Origin of the sequence: Marivita sp. (genome assembly GCF_965656765.1) — a bacterium.
Taxonomy (GTDB): domain Bacteria; phylum Pseudomonadota; class Alphaproteobacteria; order Rhodobacterales; family Rhodobacteraceae; genus Marivita.
Genome location: NZ_CBFHLV010000081.1, coordinates 1 through 11,863 on the forward strand (window position 1 = coordinate 1; position 11,863 = coordinate 11,863).

General features: G+C 58.4%; 14 protein-coding genes. 11 read left to right on the top strand and 3 right to left on the bottom strand.

Annotated elements, in window-relative coordinates:
• From ACTG4M_RS15745 to ACTG4M_RS15795, 11 genes are all read left to right on the top strand, one after another.
• On the top strand, window positions 1-451 hold a 451-nt coding region (locus ACTG4M_RS15745; RefSeq protein ID WP_439124613.1), incomplete at its 5' end, for a penicillin-binding transpeptidase domain-containing protein.
• 94 nt (window positions 452-545) lie between these two features.
• A complete protein-coding gene (locus tag ACTG4M_RS15750; protein WP_439124614.1) occupies window positions 546-1,007 on the top strand; it encodes a RidA family protein in 462 nt (153 codons plus the stop codon).
• Window positions 1,004-1,759 carry a glycerophosphodiester phosphodiesterase family protein gene (locus ACTG4M_RS15755; RefSeq protein ID WP_439124615.1) on the top strand — a complete coding sequence of 252 codons (756 nt, stop codon included), beginning with the start codon at window positions 1,004-1,006 and terminating at the stop codon, window positions 1,757-1,759. Before ACTG4M_RS15750 ends, ACTG4M_RS15755 begins: the two co-directional genes overlap by 4 nt.
• Window positions 1,760-1,807: 48 nt before the next feature.
• Window positions 1,808-3,007 carry a GNAT family N-acetyltransferase gene (locus ACTG4M_RS15760; RefSeq protein ID WP_439124616.1) on the top strand — a complete coding sequence of 400 codons (1,200 nt, stop codon included), beginning with the start codon at window positions 1,808-1,810 and terminating at the stop codon, window positions 3,005-3,007.
• On the top strand, window positions 3,004-3,294 hold the full coding sequence (locus tag ACTG4M_RS15765) for a 4a-hydroxytetrahydrobiopterin dehydratase (RefSeq protein WP_439124617.1): 291 nt from the start codon (window positions 3,004-3,006) through the stop codon (window positions 3,292-3,294). Before ACTG4M_RS15760 ends, ACTG4M_RS15765 begins: the two co-directional genes overlap by 4 nt.
• Window positions 3,295-3,371: 77 nt before the next feature.
• Complete coding sequence (locus ACTG4M_RS15770) at window positions 3,372-4,319, top strand: ABC transporter permease (RefSeq protein ID WP_439124618.1); 948 nt, start codon at window positions 3,372-3,374, stop codon at window positions 4,317-4,319.
• Window positions 4,316-5,131 (top strand): ABC transporter permease, encoded by an 816-nt coding sequence (locus tag ACTG4M_RS15775; RefSeq protein ID WP_439124619.1) that lies wholly within the window; start codon window positions 4,316-4,318, stop codon window positions 5,129-5,131. Before ACTG4M_RS15770 ends, ACTG4M_RS15775 begins: the two co-directional genes overlap by 4 nt.
• Complete coding sequence (locus ACTG4M_RS15780) at window positions 5,128-6,744, top strand: ABC transporter ATP-binding protein (protein WP_439124620.1); 1,617 nt, start codon at window positions 5,128-5,130, stop codon at window positions 6,742-6,744. The genes ACTG4M_RS15775 and ACTG4M_RS15780 overlap by 4 nt, the downstream gene beginning before the upstream one ends.
• Window positions 6,719-8,167, top strand: coding sequence for an aldehyde dehydrogenase family protein (locus tag ACTG4M_RS15785; RefSeq protein ID WP_439124621.1), 1,449 nt, complete (start codon window positions 6,719-6,721; stop codon window positions 8,165-8,167). Before ACTG4M_RS15780 ends, ACTG4M_RS15785 begins: the two co-directional genes overlap by 26 nt.
• A gap of 12 nt (window positions 8,168-8,179) precedes the next feature.
• Window positions 8,180-8,920: an SDR family oxidoreductase gene (locus ACTG4M_RS15790; protein ID WP_439124622.1), complete on the top strand. Its 741-nt coding sequence runs from the start codon at window positions 8,180-8,182 to the stop codon at window positions 8,918-8,920.
• Window positions 8,921-9,005: 85 nt separating this feature from the next.
• A complete protein-coding gene (locus ACTG4M_RS15795; RefSeq protein ID WP_439124623.1) occupies window positions 9,006-10,013 on the top strand; it encodes a P1 family peptidase in 1,008 nt (335 codons plus the stop codon).
• Window positions 10,014-10,049: 36 nt separating this feature from the next.
• Here the strand turns inward: ACTG4M_RS15795 and ACTG4M_RS15800 are convergent, their stop codons facing one another.
• The 3 genes from ACTG4M_RS15800 to ACTG4M_RS15810 form a co-directional block, all read right to left on the bottom strand.
• Entirely contained in the window at window positions 10,050-10,841 is a 792-nt protein-coding gene (locus ACTG4M_RS15800; RefSeq protein ID WP_439124624.1) for an SseB family protein, read from the bottom strand.
• The gene (locus ACTG4M_RS15805; protein WP_439124625.1) at window positions 10,838-11,419 is read right to left on the bottom strand and encodes a uracil-DNA glycosylase family protein; all 582 of its coding nucleotides are present in this window, start codon (window positions 11,417-11,419) and stop codon (window positions 10,838-10,840) included. The genes ACTG4M_RS15800 and ACTG4M_RS15805 overlap by 4 nt, the downstream gene beginning before the upstream one ends.
• Window positions 11,420-11,444: 25 nt before the next feature.
• Window positions 11,445-11,863, bottom strand: a 419-nt coding sequence (locus tag ACTG4M_RS15810; RefSeq protein ID WP_439124626.1) for a L,D-transpeptidase family protein, incomplete at its 5' end; no start/stop codon positions are given.

Here is an 11,863-nt window from a genome sequence, read left to right on the forward strand (position 1 = left end):
CGGTGAGCGGGTGATTCAGGAAGAAGCGGCCCGGCAACTGATCTGGATGATGGAAAAGGTTGTGACAGACGGCACGGGCGGACGGGCCAAACTGCCTGACCGTCAGGTCGCCGGCAAAACCGGCACCTCCCAAGAGGCGCGTGATGCATGGTTCATCGGATTTACTGCCGATTATGTGGCCGGCGTTTGGATGGGATATGATGACAACACCCCTCTTGCGGGTGTCACCGGTAGCGGGCTTCCAGCCGAGATTTGGCACGAAGCGATGATCCGCGTTCACGAAGGCTTGCCCATCAAACCCTTGCCGATGATCACGCCAGAGCCGCCGCGCCAGGTGGCTCAGCCGCAGCAAGCGCCGCAGCAACAAACCCCTGATCGTCAGCAAGGCGGGGGCAATGCGCTTGAGAATGCGCTGAACCAGCTTCTGCGCGATATCCTGGGTGGTAATTGACCAAAACCGGCATGGGCAATTCTAGCGGTCTTGCCTCTTTCCATTTGATGCGGCGCGCAATAGCGTCGCGCCAAATGAATAAGGGGAGACACCAATGACCAACGCAATTGAAGCCCGCCTTGCCGAACTAGGCCTGACCTTGCCCGATGCTCCGGCCCCAGCAGCCAACTATGTGCCTTTCGTGAAAACCGGAAATCAAGTCTATGTTTCGGGCCAATTGCCAACAGGCCCGGACGGTCTGGTCAAAGGTAAACTCGGTGCAGACCTTGATGCTGAAGTGGGCGCTGAAGCCGCGAAATACTGTGCGCTTGCGCTTCTATCTCAGGCCCGAAAGGCGGCGGACGGTGATCTCAGCCGCGTTCGCGTTCTAAAGCTGGTGGGGTTCGTGAACTCGACCGCCGATTTTGGCGACCAGCCAAAAGTGGTAAACGGTGCGTCAGATCTGATGGTCGAGGTGCTGGGTGAAAACGGGCGTCATGCCAGGTCGGCAGTCTCCGCAGCGTCACTGCCCTTCGGTGTTGCCGTCGAAATCGAAGGCATTTTCGAAATCGCATGAGCCGCCTTCCATCGGAATTCCTGACGATCCCAATTGCGCATCGCGGGTACCACAACAAGGCGGATGGGGTCATTGAAAACACTCCGTCCGCCTTTGCAGCCGCGATTGATGCTGGATACGCGATTGAGCTGGACCTGCAGCTGTCTCGTGATGGCGTCCCGATGGTGTTTCACGACGACACACTTGAACGCCTGACAGCCGAAACGGGGCCGCTGCGCGACCGCGATGCCAAGGATTTGACGGCAATCACCCTGAAAGGCGGAATCGACACGATTCAGTCGCTGCGCACTGTATTGGACCAAGTGAACGGTGCAGTACCCTTGCTGATCGAGATGAAAGACCAGCATGGCGCAATGGGTGACACGGATGGTCGGTTGGAAGACGCGGCTGTGAAATCCCTCGCGGGGTACACAGGGCCATATGCGCTGATGTCGTTCAATCCGCACATGGTGGGCAAAGTGGCCAAGCTTGCGCCTAGCATTCCGCGCGGATTGATCAGTTCGGCCTGGCGAAAGATAGATGAGCCGCAAGTGCCCGCCGCACGCCGCGCCGAGCTTGCCGCCATTCCCGATTTTGAACGCGTGGGTGCAGACTTTCTCAGCCATGACATGACCGATCTGGATGCGCCACGGGTCAAACAGCTCAAGGCACAGGGTGTGCCGATCCTGTGTTGGACCGTTCGCAGTGCGGATCAGGAAGAGCAAGCACGTAAGGTTGCCGACAACATTACGTTTGAAGGTTACGTGGCTTGATCCAAGACAGATCAAGACCAAGTACCAAGGCGTAACCAAGGAACGGACATGTCCGACCCAACTAACGCGCCAACAGTCACCATCAACATGCACAGCTCTATCGCACAGATCGCGGCAGGGGATTGGGATGCCTGCGCCTGCCCCGAAGTGGCAGATGGCGGGCGCGCACATGATCCGTTCACGACACATCGCTGGCTGAAAGCCTTTGAAGACAGCCGGTCCGTTGGCGTCGGCACTGGATGGGATCCCCGCTATCTGACTGCTGAAATGGATGGCCAAATCATTGCCTGTGCACCGCTTTTCGGCAAAAGCCACAGTCAGGGCGAATACATCTTTGACCACAATTGGGCCCACGCCTGGGAACGTGCCGGCGGGCGCTATTACCCAAAGCTTCAGATCGCAGTGCCATTTACTCCCGCCACTGGACGACGTTTCTTGACCCGCCCGGGTTTCGAGGCGGAAGGCATCAGCGCACTGGTTCAGGGGGCCATTCAGGTTGCCGCAGACAACGAGCTGTCATCACTCCACATCACCTTTTGCACCGAAGCCGAAGCGATTGCCGGCGAACAGATCGGGCTGCTGCGGCGGCGAACACAACAGTACCATTGGGAAAACCGCGACTATGACAGTTTCGACGCGTTTCTAGGTGACCTAAGCTCCCGCAAGCGCAAAACGATCCGCAAAGAACGAGAACGCGCGCAGAGTTTTGGCGGAACGATCCATCAATTCACCGGTGATCAAATCCACCCCGACCATTGGGATGCGTTCTGGACCTTCTACCAGGATACCGGCGCGCGGAAATGGGGCACGCCCTATCTTACCCGCAAGTTTTTCGACATTGCACAAGATCAGCTGCGCGATGACATTGTGTTGGTCATGGCAGAACGGGACGGCGAATGGGTCGCCGGTGCGATGAATGTCATCGGGCGCGACACACTTTATGGCCGATATTGGGGCTGCACAGAGGATCACCCCTGCCTGCACTTTGAGCTGTGCTACTATCAGGCCATGGATTATGCCATTGCACACGGCCAGTCCCGCGTCGAAGCAGGCGCACAGGGCGATCACAAACTTTCGCGCGGATATTTGCCGGTTTACACGCATTCCCTTCACTGGATCGGCGATCCCGGTTTTTCCGAAGCCGTTGCACGGTATCTTGAAGCTGAAGCGCAGGCCGTGGACGAAGATATCGAAGTGCTGACAAGCTATGGCCCGTTTCGCAAAGCCACGACAGAGGATCACCAATGACCGAGAAACTTTCTGACACTGCACGCAAAACTGTTCTGGGGCCGTTGTTAGACGCTGGCTGGGTGCTTCTTGAAGACCGCGATGCGATCTCCAAGACGTTTCAGTTCAAGGATTTCACCGAAGCCTTTAGCTGGATGACCCGCGCTGCCCTTTGGGCCGAAAAGTGGGATCATCATCCTGAATGGTCGAATGTTTACAATCGGGTCGAGGTCACTTTGACAACGCACGATGTCGATGGTCTATCGTCGCTCGATGCGAAACTCGCACGAAAACTGGATACCCTCTGACTGGTTTGCCTTGACCGGGTGCAAGGCGTGCTATTTCTGCGTTCCCTTGGCGTGTTGCTTGGCCTAACCTGCGTACAATGCTGGGCTATATCGTCAAACGACTGGTCTCTCTTGCCATAAGCCTGATCGTGGCCTCGATGGTGATTTTTGCCGTGGTCGAAATCGCGCCCGGGGATCCGGCCAGCTTTATGCTAGGCATCAACGCGCAACCCGACACGATTGCCGCTCTGCGGACGGAACTGGGCCTCGATCAATCAAAATTCGACCGATACCTAAGCTGGGTCGGCGGCATGCTGAGTGGAGATTTCGGCATGTCCTACACATACCGGACGCCAGTTTCACAGATGATCGCAGATCGGATGTGGGTGTCGTTGCCATTGGCGCTTTATGCGCTGACGCTGTCCACTTTCATCGCGTTTCCCGCGGGCATCTTTGCCGCTGCCCGCCGGGGCGGACCCGGCGATTTGTCAGTCACGGCGGCAACTCAACTGGGCGTGGCAATCCCGAATTTCTGGTTCGCAATGATGCTGGTGCTGATTTTTGCCATCAACCTGCGCTGGTTCAGTGCGGGCGGATTTCCGGGATGGGACGAAGGGTTCTGGGGCGGCCTGAAAGCCCTGACGCTGCCCGCGATCGCATTGGCCTTGCCGCAAGCGGCGATCCTGACCCGGGTGATGCGATCATCCTTGCTGGACATTCTGGGCGAAGATTTCATGCGCACCGCCCGCGCCAAGGGATTGTCGTCGCGGCAAGCGTTGTGGCGGCATGGCTTGCGCAATGCCCTGATCCCAGTTTTGACGATCATCGGGCTGCAATTCGCGTTTCTACTGGCTGGAGCGATCATCATTGAACAAGTGTTCTTTTTGCCCGGTCTTGGGCGGTTGATCTTTCAGGCGATAACGCAGCGTGATCTGATCGTAGTTGAATCCGTCGTCATGCTGCTGGTGTTCGCAGTCATCATGGTAAACTTTCTCGTCGATCTTGCCTATGCCGCTGTCGACCCCAGGCTCAGGACACGGACATGAGCCGCAACCTTATCCTTGGTGGGTTACTGACCGGGCTGTTCGTGATCGCAGCGCTGTTATCGTTTGTCTGGACACCCGACAGCGTCGAGGCGATGAATATCGCGAACCGCCTGAAACCGCCCAACGCTGACAATCTACTGGGCACCGATCATTTCGGCCGCGACATCCTGTCGATGCTCATGGTCGGCGCGCGCACGTCGATTGCCGTGGCGCTAGTGGCGGTGGGGATTGGTATGGGCGTTGGCATTCCCTTGGGGCTTGCAGCAGCTGCGCGACGAGGTGGCCTGCTGGATGAGGTCATCATGCGGATGAACGATCTGATATTTGCGTTCCCTTCGCTCGTCATCGCCATTTTGATCACTGCCGTGTTCGGTCCGTCAGCCACCAACGCGATCATCGCCATCGGCATCTTCAACATTCCCGTCTTCGCCCGCATCACGCGCGGCGCCGCGCTCAGCCTATGGAAACGCGAATTCATCATGGCGGCGCAGGTCGCTGGCAAAACGCGCGCTCGTATCAGCGTCGAACATATCTTGCCCAACGTGGCGAACCTGCTGATCGTGCAGGGCACGATTCAGTTCAGCCTTGGCATCCTCGCCGAAGCAGGCCTCAGCTATGTCGGCCTTGGCGCGCAGCCCCCGATCCCAAGCTGGGGGCGCATGTTGGCCGATGCGCAGACCATGGTGTCCCTCGCCCCGCATGTGGCTCTGATCCCGGGGCTAACCATCGTGGCGATGGTTTTGGGGCTTAATCTGCTGGGTGACGGATTGCGCGATGCGCTTGATCCTCGCCTCAAGGTGGTGCGGGCATGAATCTTTTAAGCATCGAAAACCTGAGTCTTGCGATTCACGACACGGCAGTCCTGCACGGCATCTCTTTGACGATCGGTGAAGGCGAAATCGCCGCGCTCACGGGCGAGAGCGGATCGGGCAAGTCGATGACCGCCTTCGCGACGACGGGCCTTCTACCCAAGGGATCAATCACCACCGGCAGCATTCAATTCGACGGTTTAGAGCTGCTCGGCCTGCCAGAACCGCAGATGTGTGACCTGCGTGGACGCGAGATCGGCATCGTGTTTCAAGAACCCATGACCGCGCTTAATCCGGTTCAGACCATAGGCGCACAGGTGATGGAAACCATCCTTGTCCACAAAGCGATGACACCTGACAGGGCGAAAGAGCGCGCCTACGAGGTGCTGGAACGTGTCGGTCTACCACCGGGCCAATTTCCGTTGGAACGGTATCCGCATGAACTTAGCGGTGGCCAGCGCCAACGCGTTGTGATTGCGATGGCCATCGCCTTGCGCCCACGTTTGCTGATCGCGGATGAGCCGACCACCGCGCTTGACGTAACGACGCAGGCCCAGATCCTCGACCTTCTCAAGGGCCTTGCCCGCGAACAGAATATGGCACTCATGATGATCACTCATGATCTGGCAGTGGTCAGCAACATGGCCGACACGCTTAACGTCATGCGCCATGGAGAGATCGTCGAGACAGGCCCAACCGCCGACGTCTTGCGCAATATGCGCCATCCCTACACGCGCCAATTATTCGAGGCCTCGCGCCATCAGGCAAAACTGGGGGCCGCCAAAGCCGAAGCGCGTTTGCTTTCGGTCCAGAACGTAAGCCGCGACTATCCCTTGCCGCGCAAATCCCTGTTCAGCCCGCGCAACGTGTTCCGCGCAGTAAAAGAGGTCAGCTTTGACATCAAACGCGGTGAACGCGTTGGGTTAGTCGGCGAATCTGGCTGCGGGAAATCCACTCTCACCCGCGCCATTCTTGGATTGGAACCGACGCAGGGCGGCCAGATCACGCTTGATGGCGCCCCGGTCTGGCGGGACAATAGCCCAAATCTGACCGTACGCCGCAAGATGCAGGTCGTGTTCCAAGACCCGTATGGCAGTTTCAACCCTCGTCACCGCGTGGCCCGGCTGCTTACCGAGCCGTTCCACCTCATTTCCGATCCACCAAAAGGGGATGCCCGCGATCAGGTCATCGCCGAAGCACTGACAGCTGTGGGCCTTAGGCCAGAGGACGCTGGCAAGCACATCCATGCCTTCTCTGGTGGTCAACGTCAGCGCATTGCCATCGCCCGGGCGCTGATCATCAAACCCGACCTTATCGTGTTCGACGAAGCAGTCTCGGCGCTTGATGTGAGGGTGCGCGCGCAAATCCTAGACCTTATGGCGGACCTAAGCCGCGACTATAGCCTGACTTATCTGTTCATTAGCCACGATCTAAGCGTCGTGCGCTCGATCACCGACCGCGTGATGGTGATGAAAGCCGGGAAAATCGTCGAAGATCGCCCGACGGCAGAAATCTTTGACTCACCCGAACACCCCTACACCCAAACGCTGATCGACGCGGCACCGCAATTGCCCATTTTCCCGGAGGCCGATGATGCTCCCCGCCCTGCCCTTTAATCCAAGTCATGTTCTTATTGGCGGCGCTTGGCGCAAAACGCGCGATACGCTGACGCTCATCAACCCTTCAGACGGTGATACGCTCTGCGAAATCGCCCGTGGTGACGATGCCGACATAGATGCTGCTGTAACGGCGGCTCAATCAGCGTTGGATGGCGCGTGGGGCAAGATGACTGCCTTGGAACGCGGACGTTGCCTGACGCGGCTGGGGCAACTTGTGCTCGAAAATGTTGAAATTCTGACCCGTCTTGAAACGCTCGATGTCGGCAAACCAGTCACCCAAGCCCGCGCCGATGCGATTGCACTGGCACGATACTGCGAATTCTACGGGGGTGCCGCGGACAAGGTGCATGGCGAAACCATCCCGTACCTTGATGGCTACACCGTTTACACCATGCGCGAACCGCATGGTGTAACCGGACACATCGTGCCGTGGAACTATCCGATGCAGATCATCGGGCGCTCTGTCGGCGGCGCTCTTGCCATGGGCAACGCCTGCGTTCTGAAGCCTGCCGAGGATGCCTGCCTGACCGCGCTGATGTTTGCACATCTTGCGAAAGAGGCAGGCTTTCCAGATGGCGCTCTGAACGTCGTACCCGGATTAGGGACTGAGGCTGGTGCAGCATTGGCCCGCCACCCCCGCGTGCAGCACCTGAGCTTCACCGGATCGGTGCAAACCGGCAAAATCATCCAAACGCTCGCTGCGGAAAACGTCGTTCCGGTCACTTTGGAACTTGGCGGAAAATCCCCACAGCTCGTTTTTGAAGATGCCGATCTCGATGAGGCGCTACCCTTCCTCGTCAACGCGGGCCTTCAGAACGCAGGTCAAACCTGTTCTGCTGCTTCGCGCATCCTAATCCAGCGCAGCGTCTACGAAACCGTCGCAAGCCGCATGGCGGAGATCTATCGCGCCAAGACCATCGGTCCTGCCAGCAGCGATCCAGACATCGGCCCACTCATCTCGACCAAGCAGAAAACCCGTTTTAAGGCCCTTCTTCAAACCGCATGCGACCTGCCCTGCATCGCCGAAACACCCATCCCTGATGACCTGCCCGTTAATGGTGCCTATGTGCAACCGCGCCTTTTTGGTCCGGTGCCCCCAGACCACTCCTTGGCACAAGACGAACTATTTGGCCCCGTGCAAGTGCTTATCCCGTTCGATTCCGAAGACGAAGCAATCCAGATCGCGAATGGCACCATCTACGGCCTTGTTGCAGGTGTCTGGACAGCCAGTGGTGCGCGCCAGATGCGACTGGCCAAAAAGCTGAAAAGCGGACAAGTTTTCATCAACAATTACGGCGCGGGGGGCGGTGTGGAACTGCCCTTCGGCGGCATTGGCAAATCCGGCCATGGTCGCGAAAAAGGGTTCGAAGCGCTCTATGGCTTTTCCACCCTGAAAACCGTTGCCGCGAAACATGGATAGGGGAGGACCTAAATGAGGCTTGAAGGCAAAACGGCCATCGTCACCGGGGCCGCATCGGGCTTTGGCGCTGGGATCGCGCGGAAATTCGCCGCAGAAGGGGCCACTGTCATGGTGGTCGACCTGAACCATGACGCGGCCAAAACCATCGCAAGCGAGATCAAAGGCATCGCCCATACAAGCGATGTCTCGAGCGGGGATCAGGTTGCCAACATGATTGAAACGGCAATCACACAAATGGGTCATGTCGATATCATGGTAAACAACGCAGGCATCACTCACCTTCCTGCTCAGATGGAAGACGTGACGGAAGATGATTTTGACCGAATCTTTGCGGTAAATTGCAAATCTGTCTATCTAAGCGCGCGCAGTCTTGTCCCACATTTCAAGCACCGCCAAAGTGGCACGATCCTCAACATAGCCTCTACAGCTGGTGTTTCACCGCGCCCTCGCCTAAACTGGTACAACGCGTCCAAAGGCTGGATGATCACTGCGACCCGCACGATGGCAGTCGAACTCGCACCCGAGGGCATCCGCGTAAACGCACTTAATCCGGTGGCCGGGGAAACACCCCTATTGAAAAGCTTTATGGGTGAAGACACGCCCGAGGTGCGGGCCAAGTTCCTCTCGACCATCCCGCTTGGCCGCTTTTCCCAACCAGAAGACCTGGGCAACGCCGCTGCTTTCCTGTGCTCGGACGAGGCCAGCATGATCACTGGCGTCTGTATGGAAGTGGACGGAGGCCGCTGCATATGACCCAGGCTGCTTTGGGCACAAAATACCTTGAGGAGCGTGACGGCCTAACCTCTCACTCCGGTGTTACCGTAGGCGGTACGTCACAATGATGCCCGGCCGCTACAACTTGATCACGGATGTTGCAGGCCTCATGGTCGGCAATGCCGAGGACACAACCCTCAAATCAGGCACCACGGTCCTGCTATCCGAAGATGGCCCGATGACCACAAGCTACGCCGTGATGGGCGGTGCCCCGGGGACGCGCGACACGGATCTTCTGGAACCGGACAAGACAGTGCCGGGTGTCGATGCCATAGTCCTGTCTGGAGGATCAGCGTTTGGTCTGGCCGCAGCCCAAGGCGTTATGGATGCGCTGGCGGATCAGGGGCGCGGGTTTCAAATCCATGCCGCGCGGGTGCCCATCGTGCCTGCCGCGATCATCTTCGACCTGCTTAACAATGGCGACAAGGATTGGACAGACAACCCATATCCAAATCTTGGGCGCAAAGCGCTGACCAACATTTCACATGAGTTCACGATTGGCACAGCTGGTGCGGGAACGGGGGCTACGGACGCGCAACACAAGGGTGGGTTGGGGTCTGCATCGCTGATCCTTCCTGATGGGACGACCATTGGCGCACTTGTCGTGGTCAACGCCCTGGGCAGCGCGACAACGCCGTCCGGTAAGCATTTCTGGGCGGCACCGTTTGAGATAGGCGACGAATTCGGCGGGTTTGGTCCAGACCCGACCTTTGGCCTTCAACCCTTACCGGCCAGCCGCAAAACCGCAGCGATGGCGCAGCATGGCAACACGACCATCGGGGTTGTGGCAACCGATGCAACCCTCGAAAAGGCAGCGTGTAAACGGTTGGCCACAGCCGCCCACGACGGCTTTGCGCGCGCATTGGTTCCGTCGCACACCCCATATGACGGCGATCTGATCTTTGCGTCCAGCACCGCGCGGCGCGGCGCACCTTCTGAAGAAATAATGCCAATGCTGGGCCATTACGCGGCTATCTGCATGGCCCGCGCAATTGCACGTGCTGTTTGGGAGGCAACGCCAAGCGACGATGACGCCTTACCAACCTTCCGTCAGAGGCTAGGGCAAAACTGATTGATCAGTTCCACCACCTCAGTTGGTGGAGGTGCGTTACCGCAGGATCGGAGGTTTTTCCGGATTACTGCCCGGCGCCATCCGCTCAACACGGGCGGGTTCGACCGGTTCAGGCAAATCAAACCGTAGTCCGACCCGCGCCAACTGTGCCGTCACAGGATCACTGTCACGCAGGAATACGACATCTAGCGCTGCAGCCTCAAGGCCCGAAAACACCAGCGCCTCTTGAATGGACCGCGCCAACGCGCTTTCAGCCCCCGGCACCGCACCGGTAAACCCGATCAGATGACCGCGAACACCGCTGTCATAGACAACCTCGGCCAGATATCCGCGCCTTGCCAATCCTGTGGCTATCCGCAGTTTGGCATCAATCGCTTCGAGCAATTGTTCGGGCAATGCACTTGGTGCGCGGAATTCTTCTGGACGCGCTTCTGTTTCAGATGGGCCTTGAGCCACTGTCTCTGCCAACCAGTCCACAGCCTCGGATGGCAACAGGATTGACGACGGGGCGACTTCAGGGTTCAAGGCAATTCCAATTCCTTGGCCTTCCAACATCCCCACAATCGACCTGCCTGAAAGGGCGGCATAAGGCACTGCGCGCCCGGCAAAATGGCTCAAACGATCCTCGGTATCGAAGACTAAAACAAATCGCGCATCGCCCAGATCGAACAATTCGGGTTCAGCCTGATCGTCCTCGGCTTCGCGCGCCAGCATCAAAAACAGCTCGGCCTCGGCCAACCAATCATAGAACCGCAAGCGCGGCGCATCCGCCTCTGGCGCAGCCTCCATCGCGGCGTGCGCGTGATCAAGTGGGGTTTCCAAACTCATGCCATGACCTCCTGCACTCGCGTGCGCAACGCGGGCAAGACCTCAGCCTCGAACCACGGGTTCTTCTTGAGCCAAGCCGTATTCCGCCAGCTCGGATGCGGCAAGGGCAGAACTGCCGGCCAATGGTCGCGCCATTTATGCACGGTCTCGGTCACACCGGCCTTGGTGCCAAGGTGGTATTTCTGCGCATAGCCACCAACCACGAGTTTCAGAGGCACATCTCCGACATGATCGAGAACCTCGGAATGCCATGTCTGACGACAAATCGCAGGTGGCGGCAAATCAGACCCAGCCGTGTCATATCCTGGAAAACAAAAGCCCATTGGCACAATCGCGACGCGGTTTCGGTCATAGAACCCGGCTCGGTCGAGCCCCAACCAATCACGCAGGCGGTCGCCGGATGGATCGTCGAAGGGAATGCGGCTGGTATGGGCGCGCATTCCGGGTGCTTGCGAACAGATCAGCAGCCGCGCATTGGGCTGGAACCACACGACCGGCTTGGGCCGGTGGCGCGTCGCGGTCGCGGTAAAGCGGTCAGCACATAGCGTGCAATTGGAAAGGCGGTCCTGAACGGTCATGCGACCAAATGTAAGGCCTTGGCGCTCAGGTCAATGCAACGGGCACGATCAGCCGCGTCTCATAACGGATCAAACCAACGATCTGCCGCAAATGGTCAGGCCGAAACGCCACACAGCCTTCGGTTGGAAATCCAGGCCTGCGCCAACGATGCAGAAAGATGGCCGACCCTTTGCCGGACTGCGCAAAGGGCCAATTCCAATCAGTAAGCAAAACCAAATCATATAGCGGATCAGCCCGCCGGAGCGTTTCGTGGCTGTACGGGTACGGTGCGCGAACCATCAAGTTGTAGTCCTCGTGGTCTGGATCGTCAGACCATAGATCACCGGGGTAGATCGGCACCGCCCATTCGGTTGGCCGCGCCATGCGGTCTGGCCGGTACAGCAAACCAACGATGCGATGGATGCCTACCGGCGTCGCGCCATCACCTTCGCGTTTATCGGCTC

Bases quoted from the DNA above. Each gene is read 5' to 3' on its own strand.
- ACTG4M_RS15750 (WP_439124614.1), top strand. From the start codon at position 546: ATGACCAACGCAATTGAAGCCCGCCTTGCCGAACTAGGCCTGACCTTG.
- ACTG4M_RS15755 (WP_439124615.1), top strand. From the start codon at position 1,004: ATGAGCCGCCTTCCATCGGAATTCCTGACGATCCCAATTGCGCATCGC.
- ACTG4M_RS15760 (WP_439124616.1), top strand. From the start codon at position 1,808: ATGTCCGACCCAACTAACGCGCCAACAGTCACCATCAACATGCACAGC.
- ACTG4M_RS15765 (WP_439124617.1), top strand. From the start codon at position 3,004: ATGACCGAGAAACTTTCTGACACTGCACGCAAAACTGTTCTGGGGCCG.
- ACTG4M_RS15770 (WP_439124618.1), top strand. From the start codon at position 3,372: ATGCTGGGCTATATCGTCAAACGACTGGTCTCTCTTGCCATAAGCCTG.
- ACTG4M_RS15775 (WP_439124619.1), top strand. From the start codon at position 4,316: ATGAGCCGCAACCTTATCCTTGGTGGGTTACTGACCGGGCTGTTCGTG.
- ACTG4M_RS15780 (WP_439124620.1), top strand. From the start codon at position 5,128: ATGAATCTTTTAAGCATCGAAAACCTGAGTCTTGCGATTCACGACACG.
- ACTG4M_RS15785 (WP_439124621.1), top strand. From the start codon at position 6,719: ATGATGCTCCCCGCCCTGCCCTTTAATCCAAGTCATGTTCTTATTGGC.
- ACTG4M_RS15790 (WP_439124622.1), top strand. From the start codon at position 8,180: ATGAGGCTTGAAGGCAAAACGGCCATCGTCACCGGGGCCGCATCGGGC.
- ACTG4M_RS15795 (WP_439124623.1), top strand. From the start codon at position 9,006: ATGATGCCCGGCCGCTACAACTTGATCACGGATGTTGCAGGCCTCATG.
- ACTG4M_RS15800 (WP_439124624.1), bottom strand. From the start codon at position 10,841: ATGAGTTTGGAAACCCCACTTGATCACGCGCACGCCGCGATGGAGGCT.
- ACTG4M_RS15805 (WP_439124625.1), bottom strand. From the start codon at position 11,419: ATGACCGTTCAGGACCGCCTTTCCAATTGCACGCTATGTGCTGACCGC.